Origin of the sequence: Candidatus Sysuiplasma acidicola, assembly GCA_019721035.1 — an archaeon.
GTDB lineage: Archaea > Thermoplasmatota > Thermoplasmata > Sysuiplasmatales > Sysuiplasmataceae > Sysuiplasma > Sysuiplasma acidicola.
In genome coordinates, this window is record JAHEAA010000014.1 from 1 (window position 1) to 21,679 (window position 21,679).

Annotated in this window: 19 protein-coding genes; 8 read left to right on the plus strand and 11 right to left on the minus strand. The window is 50.9% G+C overall.

Translation table 11 applies throughout. From position 1 onward, the window contains the following. Positions 1-408 precede the first annotated feature (408 nt). The 3 genes from KIS30_07135 to KIS30_07145 are packed head-to-tail and all read right to left on the minus strand — an operon-like array spanning position 409 to position 2,522. A complete protein-coding gene (locus tag KIS30_07135; GenBank protein ID MBX8646512.1) occupies positions 409-1,476 on the minus strand; it encodes a histone deacetylase in 1,068 nt (355 codons plus the stop codon). Next, positions 1,469-2,080, minus strand: coding sequence for a nucleotidyltransferase family protein (locus tag KIS30_07140; protein ID MBX8646513.1), 612 nt, complete (start codon positions 2,078-2,080; stop codon positions 1,469-1,471). Before KIS30_07140 ends, KIS30_07135 begins: the two co-directional genes overlap by 8 nt. Next, positions 2,073-2,522, minus strand: coding sequence for a carbon monoxide dehydrogenase subunit G (locus KIS30_07145; GenBank protein ID MBX8646514.1), 450 nt, complete (start codon positions 2,520-2,522; stop codon positions 2,073-2,075). Before KIS30_07145 ends, KIS30_07140 begins: the two co-directional genes overlap by 8 nt. Positions 2,523-2,649: 127 nt before the next feature. Here KIS30_07145 and KIS30_07150 point away from each other — a divergent pair, with 127 nt between their 5' ends. From KIS30_07150 to KIS30_07180, 7 genes are all read left to right on the plus strand, one after another. Next, positions 2,650-3,483, plus strand: coding sequence for an XdhC family protein (locus KIS30_07150; GenBank protein ID MBX8646515.1), 834 nt, complete (start codon positions 2,650-2,652; stop codon positions 3,481-3,483). Between the two features lie 118 nt (positions 3,484-3,601). Beyond that, complete coding sequence (locus tag KIS30_07155; protein ID MBX8646516.1) at positions 3,602-4,483, plus strand: xanthine dehydrogenase family protein subunit M; 882 nt, start codon at positions 3,602-3,604, stop codon at positions 4,481-4,483. Then, a complete protein-coding gene (locus KIS30_07160) occupies positions 4,480-4,965 on the plus strand; it encodes a (2Fe-2S)-binding protein (protein MBX8646517.1) in 486 nt (161 codons plus the stop codon). Before KIS30_07155 ends, KIS30_07160 begins: the two co-directional genes overlap by 4 nt. A gap of 16 nt (positions 4,966-4,981) precedes the next feature. Next, positions 4,982-6,994, plus strand: a complete 2,013-nt coding sequence (locus tag KIS30_07165; GenBank protein ID MBX8646518.1) for a xanthine dehydrogenase family protein molybdopterin-binding subunit — start codon at positions 4,982-4,984, stop codon at positions 6,992-6,994. A 143-nt stretch (positions 6,995-7,137) separates the two neighbouring features. Continuing rightward, positions 7,138-8,112, plus strand: coding sequence for a kinase (locus KIS30_07170; protein MBX8646519.1), 975 nt, complete (start codon positions 7,138-7,140; stop codon positions 8,110-8,112). 197 nt (positions 8,113-8,309) lie between these two features. Further along, positions 8,310-9,179 (plus strand): hypothetical protein, encoded by an 870-nt coding sequence (locus KIS30_07175; protein ID MBX8646520.1) that lies wholly within the window; start codon positions 8,310-8,312, stop codon positions 9,177-9,179. Between the two features lie 6 nt (positions 9,180-9,185). Continuing rightward, complete coding sequence (locus tag KIS30_07180; protein ID MBX8646521.1) at positions 9,186-10,274, plus strand: NDP-sugar synthase; 1,089 nt, start codon at positions 9,186-9,188, stop codon at positions 10,272-10,274. 40 nt (positions 10,275-10,314) lie between these two features. Here KIS30_07180 and KIS30_07185 read toward each other — a convergent pair whose 3' ends face one another. The 3 genes from KIS30_07185 to KIS30_07195 all read right to left on the minus strand — a co-directional run bounded on the left by KIS30_07185 (position 10,315) and on the right by KIS30_07195 (position 14,507). Continuing rightward, the gene (locus KIS30_07185; protein ID MBX8646522.1) at positions 10,315-11,436 is read right to left on the minus strand and encodes a DNA topoisomerase IV subunit A; all 1,122 of its coding nucleotides are present in this window, start codon (positions 11,434-11,436) and stop codon (positions 10,315-10,317) included. Continuing rightward, complete coding sequence (locus KIS30_07190; GenBank protein MBX8646523.1) at positions 11,405-13,396, minus strand: DNA topoisomerase VI subunit B; 1,992 nt, start codon at positions 13,394-13,396, stop codon at positions 11,405-11,407. The genes KIS30_07185 and KIS30_07190 overlap by 32 nt, the downstream gene beginning before the upstream one ends. A gap of 115 nt (positions 13,397-13,511) precedes the next feature. Beyond that, positions 13,512-14,507 (minus strand): hypothetical protein, encoded by a 996-nt coding sequence (locus KIS30_07195; protein MBX8646524.1) that lies wholly within the window; start codon positions 14,505-14,507, stop codon positions 13,512-13,514. A 211-nt stretch (positions 14,508-14,718) separates the two neighbouring features. Between KIS30_07195 and KIS30_07200 the strand changes: the two genes are divergently transcribed. Next, positions 14,719-15,819 carry a GTP-binding protein gene (locus KIS30_07200; protein ID MBX8646525.1) on the plus strand — a complete coding sequence of 367 codons (1,101 nt, stop codon included), beginning with the start codon at positions 14,719-14,721 and terminating at the stop codon, positions 15,817-15,819. 14 nt (positions 15,820-15,833) lie between these two features. On the opposite strand, the gene KIS30_07205 is transcribed toward KIS30_07200, so the two are convergent. The 5 genes from KIS30_07205 to lysA all read right to left on the minus strand — a co-directional run bounded on the left by KIS30_07205 (position 15,834) and on the right by lysA (position 21,676). Further along, positions 15,834-17,096 (minus strand): anion permease, encoded by a 1,263-nt coding sequence (locus KIS30_07205; GenBank protein MBX8646526.1) that lies wholly within the window; start codon positions 17,094-17,096, stop codon positions 15,834-15,836. A 150-nt stretch (positions 17,097-17,246) separates the two neighbouring features. Beyond that, positions 17,247-18,122, minus strand: coding sequence for a hypothetical protein (locus tag KIS30_07210; protein ID MBX8646527.1), 876 nt, complete (start codon positions 18,120-18,122; stop codon positions 17,247-17,249). A gap of 91 nt (positions 18,123-18,213) precedes the next feature. Continuing rightward, positions 18,214-19,131, minus strand: coding sequence for a DMT family transporter (locus tag KIS30_07215; GenBank protein MBX8646528.1), 918 nt, complete (start codon positions 19,129-19,131; stop codon positions 18,214-18,216). A 61-nt stretch (positions 19,132-19,192) separates the two neighbouring features. Further along, positions 19,193-20,362 (minus strand): aminotransferase class I/II-fold pyridoxal phosphate-dependent enzyme, encoded by a 1,170-nt coding sequence (locus tag KIS30_07220; GenBank protein ID MBX8646529.1) that lies wholly within the window; start codon positions 20,360-20,362, stop codon positions 19,193-19,195. A gap of 9 nt (positions 20,363-20,371) precedes the next feature. Beyond that, entirely contained in the window at positions 20,372-21,676 is a 1,305-nt protein-coding gene (lysA, locus tag KIS30_07225) for a diaminopimelate decarboxylase (GenBank protein ID MBX8646530.1), read from the minus strand. Positions 21,677-21,679: the final 3 nt, after the last annotated feature.

Here is a 21,679-nt window from a genome sequence, read left to right on the forward strand (position 1 = left end):
AAGCCAGTTACGGTATGTCCACGCACCGAGACTACGTCGCATATTTTTAGACACGCGACGCTGTGTCTTCCTTCCATGAGAAAGGAGCGTAAGATCCTCGGTGACCAGCACCGAGGGATTTGTGGCGACTAATTCCTTTGCCACCTCCGCCATCCGTTGTTTGATGGCACGGCGGGCAGTCTTCTGCCAGTTCGAACCGTGTTTGCATCTCTTGATACGTTCAACCATTGGCTTGATGTCGGTGCCGAACTGACTGCCATCCGACAGCGAGGCGAGGGCGTTGATTCCCGTGTCAAGTCCGTAGGCTTCTCCCTCATCGGAAGGATCACCTGTATCTACCTCGAAGGCGAAAATGATGTCGATCCGGCACTTCAGGCCAGCACCCGTGTAATCTTCAGATGCTTCAGGCTAAATGCTTTTCCAGTACTCCGAGCAAAATCTCGCTGCCTCCTCTACCGCCTCTCTGCCCGTACAACCAGTATCTGAAACTTCTGTGAATCTTGCATCATACTCCATTCCGTCAAGAGTGTGCACCGTCCCGAGAACCACATCCGTAAGGGCATCGAGGTCGTAGCCACCTTCGAGAACGGCAGAGACTGGTCTTTTGAGTGATGCGAGTCTTCCAATGCAACGCACATATCCGGAAGTCGAAAGCGTCAACGATGCCAGAGGATCCCTGTAATGCGCGTCCGCACCCAGGCTCACGAGCACGCAATCAGGGCGATACTCCGTCAGAACGGGCATGATTATTCTTTCAAAAATCATATCAAATGTGGCATCTCCAGAACCCGCTGGAAGCGGGATATTAACATTGTGCCACTCACCTTCTCCTCCACCCGTCTCGGTCAGCTTGCCTGTTCCCGGATAAATGCCCTTTTGATGAGTGGAAATGTACAGGGTGGACCGATCATCATAGAAAATCTCGCTCGTGCCATTGCCATGGTGCACATCTAAATCCACGATCGCAGTCCTTCTGTCCGCCTGAGAGCGCCTGGCGATGGCAACATTGTTGAAATAACAGAAACCGCCCCCTCTTCCGGAAGAAGCGTGGTGACCCGGCGGTCTGACAAGAGCAAGGGACGGTTTTCCCCTTTTTACAGAACTGTTCAATGCTGAAACGGCAGCGCCGGCAGACAGAGAAGCGATCGTAAATGTGCTGTTATAGACAGGTGTTTCCTCGTCCACTTCATGCAACTTCCTCTGCAATATACCTTCAACATAAGATCTGTCGTGTACCGAACACAATTGAGCCATTGTGGCAGGAGCTGCCCTGAGAAACCCGTCTGGATATCCGTACTGTGAAAGTCCTGTCAGCACCGCCTGCAATCTCCGGGGCGACTCGGGATGACCTGGAGAGTGCCTGTGCGAGAGAAATTCATCGGCGTAGAATATCGTCGTGTCGAATGTCATTGACGGCCAAAGCCAATACATGGGCACAGTAAAAACATATCCCTTTCCCTCAAAACATTCATTCACGGTCGCACATTATTGAGCGAATGCGTTCCAGATCCTGGACGGTATCGACATCCAGAAGCTGATACTCATCCTCCGGCTCCACCTTCCTGACATTTCCGGCGTGCCTTTCGACTATTGACTTCGCACCTTTATCACCGCTGAGACCTTTCAGTTCCTCATAATATCTGGAGGGAAAGAGCACCGGATTCCGGGGTACGCCGCGTATGCTTGATGCGACGATGCTGTTCTGATGAAGCATGCCTTCCTGCAGTATGCTGTCGATGAGTGCTGATGTGACAAGCGGCTGATCTGCGGCAATCAGCAATACCGCGTCGCTACCCACGGAACTGCTCACACCGCGTACTATACTGGAACAGATACCTTCACCGGCAGCCTCGTTGAGGACGACTTCCACGCGTTCGGATAATACGGGCAGCTCGTCCAGTATATAGCGGTTTACAACAAGTATTGTTTTCCGGCATCCTGAGCGGGACACTGCATCAAGCGCATACTTAATCAGAGGTTTGCCGCACAGCTGTGAAAGGAGTTTTCTATCACCAAACCTTGCTGCACTTCCTGCTGCCAGCACAATTCCGTCAACGTGACGGACCCGCTGGTCAGCCATCCCGCTTACCTTCTACGATTGCATCCCTGAACGTCTGTATGAGTTCAGTGATGTATTTCTCGGAAGCGCCCTGAACCATCCTGCTGCCCATGGTGGCCGCAAGCCCCCCTATGGTCAGTTCAACGTTCCAGTTTACAATCGACGAACCGCCATTTCCTGTTATATCACAGATGCCTTTGAAATCCACGGTGCTTCCGGAACCCGAGCCGTTTCCAGCAATTTCAGCATGTGAAAAAGGTATCTTGTTCATGACGGCCATTTTGAGATTAAATCTGCCCCTTATGAACGACAGGCCAACTCTCACTGTCATGCGTATGTTGCCATCATCAATGTGCATGTTCTCGACATCCTTTATCAGCGATGCCATCTTCGACGCGTCGGTTATGAAGTCGAACACCTGTTTGTCAGTTGCAGGCACCTCAAAACTCCCTTCGAATTTCATGATTACAACCGATTACTCCAGTAACCAATATGGTGATATAATTTGCGTGATCGGATTTCATACACTATGCGGAAAACGACTCTCGGGAACAAACAGTTTATAATTGCCTGGAACGATAGACGCCGCGATGAAGACACTAGACTTTGCAAGACGGCTCAAAGAACTTGCAGAAGGAGGCAAGCCTTTCGCAGTGGCGACAGTGGTGAGGATCGAGGGGTCGTCACTGGGCAAGCCCGGATTCAAGACAATCGTTGATGGACAGAACGTTCTCTACGGCAGCCTCGGAGGCGTCTGCCCCGAATCTGCCATAATTTCAACTGCTGAACAGGTCATAGGGTCGGGCAAGCCGAAAACGGTGAAAATTTTCCTTGAAGAGGCGGGTAGAGCCATTGCAGGGATGATCAAAAGCAACAATCCGGACGAGATTTATGTTGAAACGTTTTGTGGAGGCATGATGGAAGTGTATGTTGAACCATATTTGCCATCAGACAGGCTTGTTCTGATAGGACAGGGGGGAAAAGATGACATTGAAGACGCACTTGTAAGACTTGGGAAATTTCTGGACCTTGAAGTAGTTGTCATCGACAGAACGCCTGTGCTTACAGAGCAGCCTGACATGATTGTGCGGGATGCGGCCGAGGACCTTTCAAACTTCGAATTCAAGGAAGGCGATTCGGTCGTTCTGCTAACGAAGGGGGCTTATGACATACCAGCCATTCGCGGGCTGTCTTCACGAAAAATCAGATATGTTGGAATGCTTGCGAGCAGGAAAAGGATCAAGGAGGATTTCGATAGATTGAAGGCAGAAGGTGTATCTGATCTGTTCCTGAACAGCATCCGCACTCCGATAGGATTGAACATAGGTGCAATTTCTCCCGAGGAAATCGCACTGAGCATAGCAGCAGAAATAATAAGCGTAAGGAGATTGGAAGGGAACAGGGATAAGAAACGGCAGGAATGAAGAACCGGAATTGGCCTCGTGCAAAAGCTCCGCCTGCACGGTCAGTAAGGCGTCCAGAATTTTCAGATGGAGTCACGAAAAAATCTCCTTAAATATTTGAGACACATAGTGTCCGAACATGACACCCGGCTTATTCGAGTACATGGCACCGACAACGCTTTCAGAAGCGCTTGAGTCTATGGAAAGACTTGGAGATGACGCGAAAGTCCTAGCAGGCGGACAGAGTCTTATACCGCTTATGAAGCTCAGATTTGCTTCGTTTCCGAACATCATAGACATATCGAGAATAAATGGTCTGAAATTTATCCGCTACGAAGGCGGCATGCTGAGATTAGGTCCAATGACCACGACAGCCGAGCTGGAGGGTTCGGCTGAAGTCGCAAAATACTTTCCGGCCATAGCAGACGCGGCAAAACACATAGCAGACCCGTTGATCCGGAACATGGGAACAGTCGGAGGGAATGTCTGTCATGCAGATCCGGGCAACGATCTGCCTGCAGTCATGATTTCACTGGGGGCAGAATTCCACATAAAATCAAAAAAAGGCACAAGAAAAGTGAATGCGGCGGACTTCTTTGTGGATACATTTGTCACGTCTATCGGCAGGGGTGAATTGCTTGCCGAGATTTCCATTCCAGCGGGCGATCATCTGACTGGAAGCGCATATATCAAACACAAGAGACGGGCCGGAGACTTTTCCGTGGCCGGCGTCGCAGTGTGTCTGTCCTTCAGCGAAGACCACAAATGCATGTCCGCAGGCATCGGTTTGACATCTGTGGGACCAAAGGCAATAAAAGCCAGGAAAGCAGAGGATGAACTGACAGGCAGAGTGATTGACGGTAATGCTCTGAAGGAAGCTGCGGAAGCGGCTGTAGAGGAATCCGACCCGGCTGACGATTTCTACGGGACAAGGGAATTCAAAAGGCATGTTCTGCTGGGCATAACCGCCGAGGCGATTACTCTGGCAGCTTCAAGAGCGGGAGTGAAGGTGATGCAATGAGCAATGTCAGGCTTACAGTCGACGTGAATGGAGAGAACCGGACTGAAGAGATTGAGCCCAGGACGCTCCTTGTGCACTTTCTGAGGGATCATCTCGGCTTGACAGGGACACACATAGGTTGTGACACATCCAATTGCGGTGCATGCACGGTGCTGCTTGACGGAAAGGCGGTCAAATCCTGCACTGTACTCGCGCTTCAGACACAGGGGAAGAAGGTTGTCACGATTGAGGGTATAAGTGAAGACGGAACGCACCCCATCCAGGAGGCTTTCGTCGAACGTTTTGGCCTGCAATGCGGTTATTGCACCCCTGGCATGATAATGACATCATTGTGGTTATTGAACGAAAAGCAGTATCCGACGGAAGATGAAATAAAGAATGCTCTCGGCGGAAACCTGTGCAGGTGCACAGGCTACAGGAGCATTATTGATTCTGTGATGCTGGCAGCCGAAAAGATGCATGAAAGCAGGAAAGGCAGGTGATGTTTCAGTGACAAGTATGGAAAGTTTCGCGGCGGGCAAGGGCAGGTTTGTCGACGACATAAATCTCCCCGACATGGTCAGAATGGTGATAGTCAGGAGCCCTTATGCAAGGGCGAAAATTGCAAAGATTGAGGGAGGTTTAAACGGAAAGGAACTCAGCGGCACCATGAGTTCGGTAGGAGAAGGTGCAACGGAAGGTTCGCAGGAACTGCTGCAGCCCATTCTTTCATCTGGCTACGTCAATTATGTCGGTCAGCCTGTGGCCGCTGTTTTTGGAAAGAATCTGTATGAGGCTGAGGATGCCGTAGATACTGTGGAAGTGGAATATGAACCGCTGAAACCGGTGATGACCATAGAGGACGCACTGTCTGCAGCACCGATCCACGCGGTTGCAAAAAGCAATGTTGCAGTGGACAAATGGCTCGGCAAAGAATTCGACATAGACGCGCCAATCGTTCTTGAGGACAGTTTCTTTAACCGGAGGGTCGCCACAAACCCGCTCGAGACGCGTGGTGTTATAGCAGATTACAGGGACGGAAGACTGACGCTGCACATTTCGACACAGTCGGTTAGCAGCATCAAGGAGGGAATATGCGAAGCACTGCATCTTCAGGAAGACAAAGTGAGGGTCATTCAGGCAGACACGGGAGGCGCGTTCGGACTGAAAGGCGGCCTATACCCCGAATATGTAATTGCTGCATACGCCTCAATGAAATTAAAGAAGCCTGTCAAATGGATTGAGACTAGACGGGAACATCTTTCAGCCAGCGGGCCAGGAAGAGGTGCACGCGGAAAGATGAAGATCTATGCCGACAGAAGCGGAAAGGTACTGGGTCTGAAAGGAGAGGTGGTCGTGGACGCTGGAGCGTATGCGGGTGGCATGGGAGAATTTGCACCAGGATTCATAGCTTACCAGCTCACCGGCCCTTATGCAATAGAGAAGGCGCACGTCAGATCCATGGCAGTATTCACCAACAAGCCGCCGCACGGACCATACAGGGGCGCCGGAAGGCCTGAAGCCGCATTCTTCATGGAAAGAATGATGGACATGCTTGCGGACGAGCTCAAGATGGACGCAGCGGAGCTCAGGATCATGAATGCAACAACAGAGAGCTTCAAATCTCCGCTGGGCATGAGCATCGGAGCGTCGAGACCGTTCATCGAGCACGCGGTGAAAGAGCTGAATTACGGGGCAGATTCGAAAAGCGCCAGAGCAGGTCTGAGCTGTTTTGTGCTCGTTCCGGCAACGCAACCCGGGGAGAGCGCGAGGATCGTTGTTAAAGGAGGAAAGATCCTTGTCTGGATCGGGGGAAACACGCATGGCCAGCATCACGAAGTGTTTGTCAGAAAACTGCTCAAAGAAGAGCTGGGTGTCCCCGGAGAGGTCGTGGAACTGCAGAGAGGAGACACCGACATGCTGAAGTCTGGCGTGGGTGCCTGGGGAAGCAGATCGGCAATGATGGCCGGCCTTGCTGTGATTTTGGTCGCGAGAAAAATAAGAGATCAGACGGAAAAGGAATTTGGCAAGTATACGCCGGAACTCCTGCTGTCCAATGAATATGACGAATTCCATTATGAGAATTACAGGAGCTCAATCAACTCATTCGGTGCCAACCTCGCAATAGTGGACATAGACGGGTATGGAGAGGTGAGTGTCCGGGAGATGAGGAGCTACTATGATGTGGGCAACGCACTTAACATGGACATGGTCGTTGGCCAGACCATAGGCGGCATGGTGCAGGGTATAGGACAGACGCTTTCCGAAGAAATTGCCTACAACGAAGATGGACAACTGCTCACAGCAAGCATTTCGGATGCCGGACTGCAAACGGCAAGGACGATACCGAAATTCGTGGTCAAAGTTGCCGAGGAGCGTTCATCCCTGCCTCATGGTGCCAAGGGTCTCGGCGAAAGTCCCACGATTGGAACACCGAGCGCACTCGCAAGGGCAATAGAAAGAGTGAGCGGAAAGAGAATCAGGGAGACGCCCGTAAGACCGGAATTACTCTACGACAAAAAACAGCGCTGAAATGCTTACCGCGACTGAATTGCAGGGGACAGACTTGCGAAAGAATTAGGTTAAGCTTAGCCATAATGCCTCTTCGGTGAGCGCCCAATGAATGCCTTGAGCTGTGAGTTGGAAGGGATATCATGAGAGGGGGAAAGGAGGGCATGATCATGTCCAGAACACCGTTGAGGATCAGTTTCCTCGGCGGCGGCACGGACATAAAGGAATACTACGCGATAGACGGCGGAGCGGTGGTTTCTGCAGCCATAGACAGATACATACACATCATGGTGAACAAGAAATTCGACGACAAGATAAGGGCGTCGTATTCCAGGACGGAAATAGTGTCATCTGTAGAGGAACTCAGGCATCCGCTCATCAGGGAAGCACTGAGACTCCTTGATATCAGGAACGGAGTGGAGATAGTCAGCATATCCGACATACCGTCCGAGGGAACGGGGCTCGGCTCTTCCAGCAGTTTCACCGTCGGACTGCTGAATGCACTTCACGCATGGATTGGCGAACATGTTTCTGCGAAGCAACTTGCTGAAGAAGCATGCAGGATAGAGAGGGATATTGTCAATGACCCCGGCGGAAAGCAGGATCAGTACATAGCTGCGTTCGGCGGCATCAGGCTTTTGGAATTCCTTCCAAATGACGATGTTCACGTCAAGTATGTGCTCATGCCCAACGGTGGAAAGAAGATTCTCGATGACAACCTCATGCTGTTCTACACGGGCATTACCAGGAGTTCATCTTCAATACTTTCGGGTCAGATAGGCGGCATGGCAGGAAAGCTGGATTACTATAGCAGCATGCGGCAGATGGCTTATCAGTGCGCCTCTCTTCTGGAGAAGTCCGACATAAGCGCCGTTGGTGAGCTGCTGGACAAAGGATGGCATATCAAAAAGTCGCTCGGCAACGGCATATCAAACGAGCAGATAGATGAGATATATCAGAGAGCCCGGAGCGCTGGAGCTTACGGCGGCAAGATTACAGGCGCAGGGGGTGGCGGCTTTCTGCTGCTCCTGGCACCTCCAGAGAGGCAGGCAGGCATTGAGAAAGGGCTTGCGCCGCTGAAGCAGGAAAAAGTGTCAATAGACATGCTTGGGAGCAGAATCGTGTACGTTGGGGAATGATTGAACGCATGCATGCCTTCCTTAAACCGGGCCTTCCTCAACCCACCCTTCCTGCTGATTATATATATGGCAGTAGTATCGGTTGAGCGCACACATGCGCATTGTGCTGATCCAGGCGGTGCCTGCAGACGGCCTGCACGATGGCTAATGGGCTGCATCCGCGCGGTCCGGCTGATTGAGATTGAAGGGGAATCCTGATGCCGAAGAGAACGATTAACGAGCTGGAAAGGGCCGAGGAAAAGTTTGATGCCCTGATTTCGAAGAGAAACAAGCTCAACGATGAAGCGGGTGAACTCAGAAATGTCAGGGACATGCTGAACGACCAGAAGAGAAAACTGCTGGACGAAACGCTTGAAATCAAAAAGGTCAAGGATGAAAAGGCAGCCGCAATGTCTGCCCACAAACGTGCAAGGAATGAGCTCAATGCAAAGGCGAAGGAGCTCATCCAGCTAAAGAGGGAGCTGCACAGAAATGCACCTGACACTGAAGTGTACAGGGAAATTGACAGGTTGAACAGGGAGTTCGAATTTCTGGAGATGAAGCAGCAGACTGACACGCTTTCAGTGCAGGAAGAGAACGAAGTCATATTGAAAATGAGAGCCAACCTGGCTGAGAGAAACAGGTTGATGACTGTCACTAGAAAGGGAGAGGAGATCGTAGGCAAGCTCGAAGACATGAATCAAAAGATAGATGATTTATTCGGTGCCGCCGCCAGGGAGCATGAAGCGGTGACCTCGCTGTACGCAGAAGTCCGTGCCCTCGGCGAACAGATGAACGCAAAGTTGAATGAAGCTTCAATACTCATCAATGAGGCAGACAGGAAACACAAAGAGTTTATTGGAAAGAGGGAAGAGGCGGATGCATGCCATCATGAAGCCATGGAGATGCGTTCGTTCATACTGGAGCGCAGGAAGGAAAGGAGAGAAAAAGCGGTCGAGAGCAGGAAGGCCATTCAGGACCAGAATTTCTCCGTGAGGAAGACCCTGTTCGACAAGAAGGCAAGCGAAGAAGAGGCAGAGAAGCAATTACAGGAACTCATGAAACGCGGCAAGATCAGTCTGAGGTAAAGTTGCATGAAGGCTGTGGTACTGGCAGGCGGAGAAGGAACGAGGCTGAGGCCGCTGACGGAGAACATTCCCAAACCGCTAATACCTGTGGCGGGAAGACCCTGCGTTGAATACGCGCTGCGCTCTCTCGTCAGGGGAGGGTTCAGAGACATCGTCATAACCACCGGCTACCTTTCCGACAGGCTGGTGCGAAGTATCGGCGACGGAAGAACCATCGGCGCCTCCGTGCTGTATTCTTTTGAAAGCGTGCCCGCAGGAACCGCCGGAGCCGTCAGAATGGTCCACTCCTCGATGGTATCACCCTTTATAGTCATGAGTGGAGACCAGCTCATAGACATCGATACGAGAAAACTGTATGAGGAGCACGTCAGGAGCGGCGCAGACGTGACCATGGCCCTGACTGAGGTCGGCGACACATCCGAATTCGGGGTTGTCGCGACAGACGAAGACGGGTTTGTCACCAGATTCCAGGAGAAACCGAAGAACGACGAGGCTTTTTCACACCTCATAAATGCAGGTGCTTATGTGATAAACTCGGACGTGATGGCACTGATTCCCGAGGGAAAACCGTATGATTTTTCCAGGCAGCTTTTTCCGGATATGCTTCGCAGGAAAATGAAGATCGGAACGTACCGGATGGATGGAATTTGGCTTGACATCGGACGACCCTCCGATCTGCTTCAGGCAAATGCAGCGATTGTTGCGAAAGAAGGAAAGGAAGCTGCAATAGCAGGATGCATGGTTTCCGGCAGGATGATTATGGCGGAGAAGCCAGTATGCGGCAACGACGTGGAGTTCAGCGGAAACTGTTACATCGGGAAAGGCGTAGTCATCGAGGACAGGAACACCATAATGAATTCCGCTCTTCACGACGGTGTCACTCTCGGCAGCGAGACGAGAGTTGTAGACAGCCTCCTGCTTGATGGCGCCAGAACCGGGAAGAACTGCGACATCAGGGAATCCATACTGTCACCAAATTGCAGACTGGGCGACAACGTGAAACTCGAAAAGTCTGTCATCGGCGAACATGTGTTCATAAAAGGCAACTCGAGCCTGATAGGCGCGAATATTTCACCCCACGGACACCACACATAGTGTGCCCGCGTCCACGCATCAGCGAGACAACGGCCGTTTTTCAGATAATGCCTGCCTGCTTGAGTTTTTCAGGCAGATATGTATCTGTAACATAATCCAGACCATATTTTGCCAGTGCCTGCTGTTCCGCCTTCTTCTTGTTATCGAGCATGGTTTCAATCTCGGCCTTCCAGAACGGATCGTTAAACCTCGGATCAGTAAGCTCCGCCTCCAGCGCCTTTATGTCGACATCAGAAAGCTTGTCCGTCGGCAGATCGTAATTGAGTATGTCCGAAGCCGTTATTCCTATGAACTCTGCCGTAGGCGTGGCGAGATACTCTGAAATGTGTGCCGTCTTTATGGCGCCATAAGCTATCGAGGCATGTATCCTGAATGACCATGGATCACCATCTGTGAATGTGACAACAGGCAGTTTGAGTTCTTCGTTCAGCCGCTTTATGAAACGTCTCGTGCTCCTTGCAGGCTGTCCCTTCAGATGAACGAGTATTGCCCTGAAATTTTCGTCGAAACCGTTCTCAACGAGTCTGTCGAACATACCGCCCGTTTCAATGGCAATCACGAAGTCCGCATCGCCTGAAAGCAGCTTGACCTTCTCCTTTTCAACATTGTACGGGACGCTGTAACCGGAGTCCCCGACGTCATCCCTGCAGTTGATCTTCTTCTTCTTTCCCTTCCTGTCCATCTCCTCAATGGTCAGGTTCCCCATCACTCTTGCTCCGTCTTCTTCCGGCCTGAGCTTGAAATCCTCCCTCAGGCATCGCGTTATTATTTCCAGATCTTCTGCGAGCTTGTCCGACTCGTCCTGCGATCCGAATTTCGCCTTTCCCCATCCCTCGGAAATATAGTACATTTCCCTCAGCGTGGACGATTTTGAATCGGATATCATCTGTTCGATAAACTCCAGCATATATACGGTTCTCAGCAGCATGTATGCCCCCACTGCCTTTTTCGCACTCCTTATTCCCTGGGCCCTGCCGTACTTCCACACATTACTCTTGTTGTCGAACCGTATATTTGCCTTCGTCCTGAGAGGCAGGACCATATTGGGTATGTCTCCCTTCTCGAATTGCGAATAGATGGTTTCGGCGATTTCTATTAGTTTTTCCTTCGCAATACCAATCTGCCCGTCTTCACTCTTCACTGAGTTCACCGCCCTCTTCATCGTAATCAGCCGCGTCCGGATCGGTCTCCTGCTCTTCTGTCTCAAATTCAAAAGTCTTGATGCCCCAGTCTCCTGGCAACTGTTCCGCGCCGATCACAATAGCCGGATTTATGTCGCTTATATATATCTCATTTTCAGTATAATCGTCCTTATCCAGTCCGCCGAGCTCGAAGCGGAATTCCATCACTTCGAGCGGCTGAATCTTGAGTATTTCCCAGGTCAGCTTCCCGTCCAGCGTAAGCTCGGTGGGGGAAGGGGTAATGTTGCCGGCAACTATGTGCTCTGCGGGCACCAGCGCATGGAGCTTCAGAGCCTGCTTTCTGGAAGTATAGTTCCTGATCCTCACAAATCCCTTAGCAGACTTCTTCTTTGGCTCATAGTCGACGCCGTCTTCGATGTAAACAACATTCATTATTTTCGTAATCGTGCGCGATATATCCGGCACGGGTCGCTCAAGCACAGCGGATGTCTTTTCGGCAATCTTCGGCACGATCTCGGTTACTATGTCGAATTTTATAGCCGCTTTGTTCCTTGTCTCCTTCTTGTTCAGATGTGACTTAAGATTCCTCGCACTTATCTTCAGAGCAAGATCAATTTCCTGCATGATTTCGGGAATAGCCGCTATCGCTTCCTTGGATTCCGATGTGAAGGGGAGTTTAGTCGACAGGACATGGACGAGTATTATTGCAGGCCCGAACGGTATGCCGGAACCGCCTCTTTGTTCCAGCCCGTATCTGCGCCAGTCGACACTCTCGATGGACTGCGTTATGGCGCATGCGCCCTGCTGATAGAGTAACGGTACCCTGTTGGCATAACGCATTATCGTTACCTGCTGATCCGGCTGCAATTCCCCTCCGTACACTATTCCTACTTCGACCTGGAAGGGGTTACCGCCGTAAACTGCGGGCTGTCTTGTCACGGGCTGGGCGTAAAACTCAGGACGAAGGCTTCCTAGCACATTTTTCAAGCCCCGTTTTATGAGCGTTTCACCTATGGGACTGAGACAATCCGTTTGCGGCGCCATTATTTTCGTCTGTGAAATCGCATTCAGCAGAGACTTTGCCTGTTCCAGCGTTATGTCGCGCGGCCTCTTGTCCTGCGATATCATTGCGCGCTCGCAAATCTCCCTGGCCACTCTGTCGCTGATTCTGGAGAATCCGTCCCTGAGGAATATTGAAAGTTTTTTATGCTCCGTGTAAGAGAGCATGTTGATCAAGGTGCCTATCTCGAGTCCATACGGATGTGGTTTAATCTCAATCGCCTTTGGAGGCATCGTCTGTGTGGCTCTTTCGAAAACGAAAGTCCTGCCATCGGGATCTGTGTACCTGATGGTTGCGTGTGGATTGACTACAGCTGTGCTTTTCAGATATTCGAGAACGGACTGTTTTCCCGTGACGTATCTGCCAACCATTGAGAACTCAAGTTTCGTGCCGTGCTCGACGCGAGATCCGCCCTCTTCCCACATGATGTGGTCCTCTTTGAGAACGACCGGTTTGTTCTTCTTTGTGTCAATCGTAAGAAGAATGTCGTTTGTGACATCCGATTCTGCAACCTTGGACCATATGTGTGTCGCCTGTCCCGTAGTAATCTGGGAGTACATGACTACTGCAGATATGCCTATGCCCTGCTGACCTCTCGATTGTCTAATAGCATGGAATCTTGATCCGTAAAGGAGCCTGCCGAAGACGTTTGGTATCTGCGTTCGCACGACACCTGGACCGTTGTCTCTCACAACAACCCTGTACTCGTTCTGGCTGATCTTGGAGATGGAGACATCGAGTTCTGGAAGAATCATAGCTTCTTCGCAAGCGTCAAGGGAATTGTCGACTGCCTCCTTGACTGCGACAATCAGTGCCTTCACAGTAGAATCGAAACCGAGAATCTGTCTGTTTCTTTCAAAAAACTCCGAGACAGATATCTCCTTCTGCTTTCTGGCCATCTCCTCTGCTATTGTTGCCATCCCATCCGACCTGTTCGAAATGCGGCGCCGATTCAAACCGGCCGCATCCTGTCTGGAAGTAGATTAACACACAGTATTTATATCACACTGAGAGGGGACCACAAATGCATACAATTCAGTCGAACTTTTCGCCACAGCTGCTGCACTTCTCTGAGTTGGCGTCGACTTCAGCCCCGCAGGAACTGCATTCCCACTTTTCCTTTTTTACTGTTTTTCCCGCAGTGGGCGGAGTTTTTGTTTCTTTCCTTGGAATCTGGCCCGGCGGTCTGGTCCTTCCTGCGAGTATCGCATCACGCCTCGCGTTGTTCTTCCGCAGCAGAACGAATACAAGTACAACTCCGAAGTAGAATGCACCGACGAAAACGAAGATGACAAGTGTACTCAGACCTATGTTGTAGGCCATGAGTCCCATGAATGTTTGTGTTTGAGAGGAAGTGGATACCACAGACGCGGAAGTGCTGATCCAGCTCCCGGAAATGTTCGCGCCGAAGTGATAAATATATACCTGATTAGGGGACAGTGTAGTATTCAAACCATATTCGGTGAGAGTTTCACCGCTGCCGGCACTGATGTTGGTCAGAGGAACCATTGAAGAGTTCAATCGGATGGTGGATGTTGACGTTGAAAAAAGGACAACAACAATCTGCGGTGTGCCGGTTGCATTTGACGGATGGTAGAAACCGGTCCGAAACGAAAAATGCGTGGCTGCGCCGCCAATGGAAGGTTTCACATTCCCGCTCTTGAAATAAAAGCCGGGTGTGTTCACCGGACTGGCCTGAGTTACTGAAGCGTTGCTGTACAGCGCCGAAGAAAAACTCGCGTCAAATATCACTGAGATGACAACAAGGAAAAGCAATCCTGCGATCACTATGTGCTTGAGCCTCTTGTTTCCCATATAGTAAGGAAGAGCGAATGCAGCTACCGGTATGATCAAATATGTCAATATAGACTCCGGCAGCAGAAACAGCAGAACAACAGAAAGGATGCCCACAAGCACATAGGCTATGATTATACCCTCTCGTTTTCCCTTCACTTTGCCTATCTGTGCCCTGAATAAAGACCTGAGCGCTACGACCAGCCCTCCTGCGCCAGGCTCCTTTTGATCCTGCATCTGTATGTTTCCTGAAGGTTGAAATTCATTATCGATATAACTCTTTGCTGATGGAGCCGCATTGACTTAAAGGGCCGAATTGCGCATACTGCCTCACTTTCCAGCCAGGATTCCTGCGATTTAGACAATTCTGGAGCAAAGCTACACTAATCATTTTGAACTCGATACATCTACACCCGCACTGTAATGGAATACACGGACAGCTGAAAAGATGCCTAACGTAGAGGAGCAGATCAGGGAGACTGAAGAGGAAATCAAGAAGACCACGTACAACAAGAAGACTCAACACCACATAGGTCTCCTCAAGGCAAAACTCGCAAGACTCAGGATGGAGTCAGAGAAGAGAAAATCTGCCGGAGGTGTGAGCGAAGGTTATGCCGTCAGGAAAAGCGGTAATGCGACCGTAGCGCTTGTGGGTTTTCCGAGTGTCGGCAAATCCACAGTACTGAACAGGATAACGAATGCGGAGAGCGAGGTGGCGGCATACGCGTTCACAACACTCACAGTCATCCCCGGACTGATGGAATTCAAGGGCGCCAAGATACAGATCCTCGATCTTCCCGGTCTCATCAAGGACGCATCAAAAGGAAAGGGCCGAGGCAGGGAAGTGATTTCTGTGGTGAGGACTGCCGATCTTGTCCTGCTCATGGTCGACGTGTTCGAAAACAACATTTCAATACTGCTCAATGAACTCCACGGCAGCGGCATCAGGATCAATACATCGAAACCCAACATCTCGATAAGCAAGAGGAGCAGAGGAGGCGTCAGCGTCAGCTTCACTGTCTCGAATCCGCACCTTTCGGAGAGGGACGTAAAGTCGATGCTCGCAGAGTTTCAGATATACAACGCGGATGTCGTGATCAGGGAGAATGCAGATGAGGACAGGCTCATAGATGCGATTACCGACAACAGAGTCTACCTGCCGGCTTTCGCATGCATTAACAAGCTGGATCTCGCGTCAGCTGAGGCGGTGGAGAGGCTGATGAAGAAACTCAAGGAGTTTGATCCGATAGCCATATCGGCCGAGAAAGGAATTGGACTGGACAAGCTCAAGGACAAGATTTACGAAAAACTGAGGTTCGTAAGAGTGTATATGAAGCCGCCTGGCAAAGAAGCGGACATGAAAGTCCCGCTGCTGGTGAAGGGCGGATGCACCGTAGGCGACGTATGCGATATGCTGCACAGAGACCTGAAGAAGAGATTCAGGTACGCGCTGATATGGGGTCCAAGCTCGAGGTTTCCGGGACAGACCGTTGGTGTCGACCACGTCATGGAAGACAATGACATAATTACAATCGTTGCAAGACGGTAGGCGTCAGCGCCACCTCACACCGTGGTCAGGAACAGTATGGCGAATAACAGCGAAACGGCCGTTATGGGAAGACCATATCTGGAAAATTCTGCAAGCGTAATTCTGATGTTCTGTCTGGCCGCAGCTCTGATGACTATCACGTTTGCAGCAGCGCCTATTATAGTAGCATTTCCGGCAAATGTCGAACTCAGCGCGAGGGCGACCCAGAGTCTGGTGGAAGGAAGATGCTGGACGACAGGAGCAAGCAGCAGAACAGCAGGCACGTTACTCGTCACGTTTGACAGAACGGCCGATAGAACCGATATTCCGCCAACCGTGTCCACGGCTCCTCCTGAAAGGCGCTGGAAGTTGACGACCAGGGTATTGAGCAGGCCGGAAGACTCGACGCCGGCTATGAGTACAAACAGCCCGACAAAAAACATTATTATGCCCCAGTCAACCTTCTGCAGAACATCCTGGTTTGAACTGTCGGAAACGAAAGGCACGGCCACTAGAGATGCAATACCGCCGATAAGCGCAATGACCGATATCGGGAAGTGCGTAAAGTAGGATGTGTAAAAACCTATAAACACGGCCGACACAAGTAAGGCCATGAATATTAGCGGTCCGCGCCTTACCTGCCGGTCGGGTGACGGAGTGGCTGAAACAGGGTTGAAAGCCTTGCTGAAATGCCTCCTTCCTACGAAGAAGGCAATCAGAATCGCTGCAGCCAGCGAGAGCAGGGTAGGGATGAGAGCCAGAGCTGTGTAACTGTGAAAAGGCACGCCGGATATGCTGGCTATGTATGCGTTCTGAGGATTGCCGACTTCTGTCGCAGCGCTACCGATGTTCGAACTCACGGCTTCCATGATGAGATAGGGAATGGCCGAGACTCCTATCCTCCTTGCAGTCATTATGATGACCGGCGTGAATATGAGCACAACGGCGTCGTTGAGTATGAGCGCGGAAAGAAACGCAGTTATAGCGCTTACGAGAAGAAGCAGATGCGCCGGATTTGAAACCTTCACTATTTTAGTCGAAATCCAGACGAAAAAGCCGACCGCCTCCATTGAGGATGCAATAAGCATCATGCCAAGTATCAGCAAAATTGTGTTCCAGTTTATGTATGCAAGAGCACGTTCCGGACTCACGACTCCTGAGAGGAGCATCAACGCACCTCCGGCGAGCGCAGCGGCAGGGAGGTCTATGCGATTTCTACCGCTCCTGTTAACAGAGATGAGCGAGTAAGTGAAAATGAGTATTATGAGTGCCATGAATTCCTGTGCTACCGGCTGCATTGACACAAGGCATTCATGACGGTCTAATTAATCTGAATGGTCCGGGGACAGGCATCCGTCCTGCAATGAAAAAAGGTGTTGCAATGGCGCTGGACAGGCACAGAATGGTATTGTGCAGCGGCGATCGAGAACAAGAAAGCTAGCTGTGGCTCACAATCTGAAATTCGCCTTTCCGACAGTCCTGAAAAAATCCGGGCCTTTCTCGCTGACTATAGTCCGCGCAAGTTCACGTGCAGCCTGGCTGGCACCAAAAGGCATCTCGACTCCGATTGCTCTGCCTATGCTCTCCATCTCTTTCACAAATCTGGCAGATGCGACAACAGATGCGGCTGCGACAGCGATTTCTCTTTCGCCGCCAGTAATTGCGTGGAGCTCCATTCCCGGCAAAGCCTTCTTCATTCTGTCAACAGCCCTGTCAGTCGAAAATTTATCGACAACCGCTGCCGTACAGGCATTTCTGGAGGAAACATTGGAGATAGCCTTCTGATGTGCCCATGCCAGTATATCGTTCATATTCTGCATCCTGTCATACAGACTGTTGAACGTTGCGGGGGACAAGCAGATAACGTCAATGCAGTTCTTTCCGACAATCTCAAACGTTCTTTCGCTAAGTCTGTCGAGTTCCAGTCTTGAGAGGCGCTTTGAATCTGTGATTCCAGAAATAAAAAGCTCCCTTGCGGTATCGTTGTCAACACAAACGGCCGCTACGACGAGCGGGCCAAAGTAATCTCCCTTTCCTGCCTCATCGCTTCCGGTCCAGCGGTCGGGAAGCGACAGGCCCAGTTGACTTCGCGCATACTCTCCATAGTTGAAGGGCAGGGAAACAAAATAATCCCTGGCAAGGTCTGAATATACGTCTCCGGAAAGTTCGCAAATTACCGTTCCGGTAGCGTAAACAGAAATGCCAGACTTCCCTCTCTTAAGGTTCATCACTGTCTTGTTTCCGGACACGGAAAAACCAATGCCGGCGAAAAAATCTATTGTCTTCTGCACTTCGTGTTCGGGTATCCTGAAACGATATCGCACAGATGTGAATTGGAATGCACATCATCAATGTTGCCGTTCGATTTCAGGCAGGTTGCGACGAAGTGCCGGTGCCAGTCCATATGAGGCACATTTACATCGAAGACAAACTCCGATCCTTCTTCTTCCCTTCGCCGAACGCGATTGTGCACATGCTAGCACCGGACACCGCTCCAATTACCAGAGCCACTGATACAGGTGTAAGACTGAAGCCAATCAGGGAGACGCTCAGAAGCAGAGTAAACACGGGAATCATACACATGAGTATGGATGTCAGTGTAAAGCCGGTTAGTTTGGAAGCGGCAAAGAATAGCAAGTAGCCGGCGAACATGGACGTGGCACCTATCACGAAGAGTATGAGCATATCGCTGAAGTTCGGGATAATCAATGCAACAGGGTCCTGAATGAGCAGGGCCGGGAGAATCACAATAGCCGATGATGCGAAAAATGTCGGCGTAAGTATCCTGGCCATACCATCCACCATTATCCTCTCATTTGTATATACAAAGAAAACTGCAATGAGCACTGGCACTATTGATACCAGCAGCAGGCCGTATAACGAGTGCACGCCAAACTGGCCGCCGAACAGCGATAGCGTTGCGGAAGAGATAACGAGAATGGCTATGCCGGGGAAGAACAGTGAAAAATTTGGAATGAATCTGTTTCTTCCAATCGAGTAGATTATTGCAGGAGAAAGTATTGCATCGCCGATAAGAACGAAAGTCGCGGTTATGACGCCACCGTTGATCTCTGTTGAAAATATTATCATAAACTGAGATGACAGATACCCGAGCGCCGGTAATACAATATCCAGTTTTCTGGATGGGAGGGAGAAATGTCCCCCTTTGACAGCACCGTACACCAGGAAAAGCATACCGCCCACGAGAGACGGATATAGAAAAACCGAAAAATATGACAATGTTCCGAGCATATGAAGGAATATGTAATACGTGGACCAGACAAAGGCAGAAAGAACTGCAACTGAAGAGCCTGCCGCGACTTCGCGTTTCACGGCGTTGACTTCCGCTTCTGATTAAAAATCTTTTGTCGTAGCCGTCTGTGTCCTGAATCCATTATCCTGGCAGATAGCTTTCGACACCCGGCATACTGCCGATGAGTTCAGCAGCTCTCCGGATGCGCTCGATGCCCGTCGTCACCGAAAAACGCACGTAATGTTCGCCTGCCCGACCGAATGCTATTCCCGGTACTGCCACAACACCGACATTCAGCATATGCCTCACGAATTCGGCCCCGGAACCGTTCACTTTTAGCCACAGATAGAAAGTCCCTTTAGGCATTACCGCATCGAATCCTACAGATTTCAATCCCTCGACAAGCGCATGCATTCTGCTCCTGAATGTGTTGACGCAGGAGGTAACTTCTTCGGGTCTGTTTGCTCCGGAGTACATTGCCAGCGCCGCCGATCCTGCCCTCTGTATGAATCTGGGAACGCCGGAGTCTGTCTGGGACTTTATCTTCTTCAGCGAAGAGATGACCGAACTGTCTCCAACCGCGAAGCCTGCCCTGAAGCCTGTCATGTTGAATGTCTTGCTCAGTGAGTGCATTTCAACTATGCCGTCCATGGAGCGGGATGACTGAAGTACCGACGGCGGCGCATCTCCGTCGAAATAATGCTCTGAATATGCATTGTCGTAACACAAAACTGATTCCGACATCCTGGCGGATTCTGTGATTCTACGCAAATCTGCGAGCGTTGCGAATGAGGATGTGGGATTGTTCGGATGATTGACATAAATGAGGGGACAACCGTGTCTGAAGGGGAGAGACGGTAGAAAGTGCTCATCAAGGGGATAGAACTCAGGCAATGCATCTGAAAGGAGAGCGCCCCCCTGCGAGTAGACCGGATATCCGGGATCCGGACACAGGACGCGGTCACCGGGATCGACGATACCCCTGGCGAGATTTGCCAGTCCCTCCTTTGAACCGATTAGCACGCAGACTTCAGTTTCCGGGTCGACAGACACACCGAATCTGTTCCTGTACCAGTCTGATATAGCCTCCCTGAAATATGACTCGCCGGCACTAGAAGAATATCTGTGCGCGTCTTCCTCATTCAGCGAAGAAATGATCGTCTCCGTGACTATCTCCGGCGGAGGCAAGTCTGGATCGCCTATGCCGAGAGAAATGACCTCATCGCCCCTTCGTTTCCTCTCTGACTCTATCCTCTCCAGATCTGAGAAGATATAGGGGGGTATGGACAGCAATCTCCTTGATTTCTTCATCGTACCACCTCAAAGAAGATGCGGCGGTATCTTCTGTCTCTGCACAAGATCTGTAAAGTCTTCCCTTTCCCTGATTGCCTCGACTTTCCCGCCGCTGACTAGCGCTTCGGCGGCCATTGGACGTGTGTTGTACCTACTGGACATCGAAAAGCCGTATGCACCCGCGTCGAGGAAAGCGAGCAGGTCTCCTGCAGACGCTTCTGGCATGCTGCGGTCTTTTGCCATCATGTCGCTGTTCTCGCATATCTGCCCGGTGACGTTGGCAACTATGTTCTTTTCGGTGCCGAGCCTGTTGGCCAGCAGCACTTCATGGTATGCACCATACAGTGCCGGGCGAAGAAGCGTATTCATACCAGCGTCGCAGCCGATGAAAGTCTTATACGATCTCTTAACATGTGTCACCGTCGCCAGAAGAACTGTAGAATCACAGACAAGATATCTCCCTGGCTCAACGACCAGTGTGGGGTCTCCAATTTTCCTGTTGCTGTTCAGGGCTTCCTCGAAAACGCTGACGACAGATGCCGCTATCTCTTCTATCGGCAGGGCCACCTCGTCCGGCTGATAGGGAACACCGAAACCGCCGCCGATATCGATGAACTCGAAGGATATGCCCAGCTCTTTTGAAATGCGCGAAGCAATTCCCATCAGTTTCTCAGAAACAACAGGAAAGTATTCCGCATCCAGCACATTCGAGCCGGTCATCATGTGCATGCCGAAACGTCTGATGCCGGACTTTATGGCATGCCTGTAGGCCGATACAGCCTCCTGTTCCCTCATGCCGAACTTGGCATCGGGGCCTGCAGTGACTATGCCTTCGTATTTTCCCTTTCCCACGCCCGGGTTTATTCTGAATGAAATGATCGAAGGATCGCCGTACGCAAGGAGTCTGCCGAGAAGCGGCGCGTCGTCGAGATTTATGACACAGCCTGAGCTGAATGCATATTCCAGTTCGCTGTCGGAGTTGAAATTTCCACTATAAAGAATCTCTTCCGGGCTGAAGCCGGAAAGCCTCGCGAGGAATATTTCCGCAGGGCTGGAGCAGTCCGCGCCTGCTCCCTCGCTCCTGAGTATGCGTATTATTGATAGATTGTTGTTGGCCTTGAGCGCATAATGCAGACGGAATTTCTTCCGGTTCGAAGCGAACGCACTGTGAATTCTTCTGTAATTCTCCCTTATGCGGCGTTCCGAAGTGACAAAGACCGGGGTTCCGAACTTCTCAGCAATCTCGGAGGAGCTGATCCCGTCTATGTGCAGAACACCGTCACGGTCGGTAAGATGGTCGCAGCCAGCCACAATAGGATGTGATTCCCGCAATAA

Coding starts and splice junctions, on each gene's coding strand:
- KIS30_07140 (MBX8646513.1), bottom strand. CDS start 2,080: ATGGCTGACCAGCGGGTCCGTCACGTTGACGGAATTGTGCTGGCAGCA.
- KIS30_07145 (MBX8646514.1), bottom strand. CDS start 2,522: ATGAAATTCGAAGGGAGTTTTGAGGTGCCTGCAACTGACAAACAGGTG.
- KIS30_07150 (MBX8646515.1), top strand. CDS start 2,650: ATGAAGACACTAGACTTTGCAAGACGGCTCAAAGAACTTGCAGAAGGA.
- KIS30_07155 (MBX8646516.1), top strand. CDS start 3,602: ATGACACCCGGCTTATTCGAGTACATGGCACCGACAACGCTTTCAGAA.
- KIS30_07160 (MBX8646517.1), top strand. CDS start 4,480: ATGAGCAATGTCAGGCTTACAGTCGACGTGAATGGAGAGAACCGGACT.
- KIS30_07165 (MBX8646518.1), top strand. CDS start 4,982: ATGGAAAGTTTCGCGGCGGGCAAGGGCAGGTTTGTCGACGACATAAAT.
- KIS30_07170 (MBX8646519.1), top strand. CDS start 7,138: ATGATCATGTCCAGAACACCGTTGAGGATCAGTTTCCTCGGCGGCGGC.
- KIS30_07175 (MBX8646520.1), top strand. CDS start 8,310: ATGCCGAAGAGAACGATTAACGAGCTGGAAAGGGCCGAGGAAAAGTTT.
- KIS30_07180 (MBX8646521.1), top strand. CDS start 9,186: ATGAAGGCTGTGGTACTGGCAGGCGGAGAAGGAACGAGGCTGAGGCCG.
- KIS30_07185 (MBX8646522.1), bottom strand. CDS start 11,436: ATGAAGAGGGCGGTGAACTCAGTGAAGAGTGAAGACGGGCAGATTGGT.
- KIS30_07190 (MBX8646523.1), bottom strand. CDS start 13,396: ATGGCAACAATAGCAGAGGAGATGGCCAGAAAGCAGAAGGAGATATCT.
- KIS30_07195 (MBX8646524.1), bottom strand. CDS start 14,507: ATGCAGGATCAAAAGGAGCCTGGCGCAGGAGGGCTGGTCGTAGCGCTC.
- KIS30_07200 (MBX8646525.1), top strand. CDS start 14,719: ATGCCTAACGTAGAGGAGCAGATCAGGGAGACTGAAGAGGAAATCAAG.
- KIS30_07205 (MBX8646526.1), bottom strand. CDS start 17,096: ATGCAGCCGGTAGCACAGGAATTCATGGCACTCATAATACTCATTTTC.
- KIS30_07220 (MBX8646529.1), bottom strand. CDS start 20,362: ATGAAGAAATCAAGGAGATTGCTGTCCATACCCCCCTATATCTTCTCA.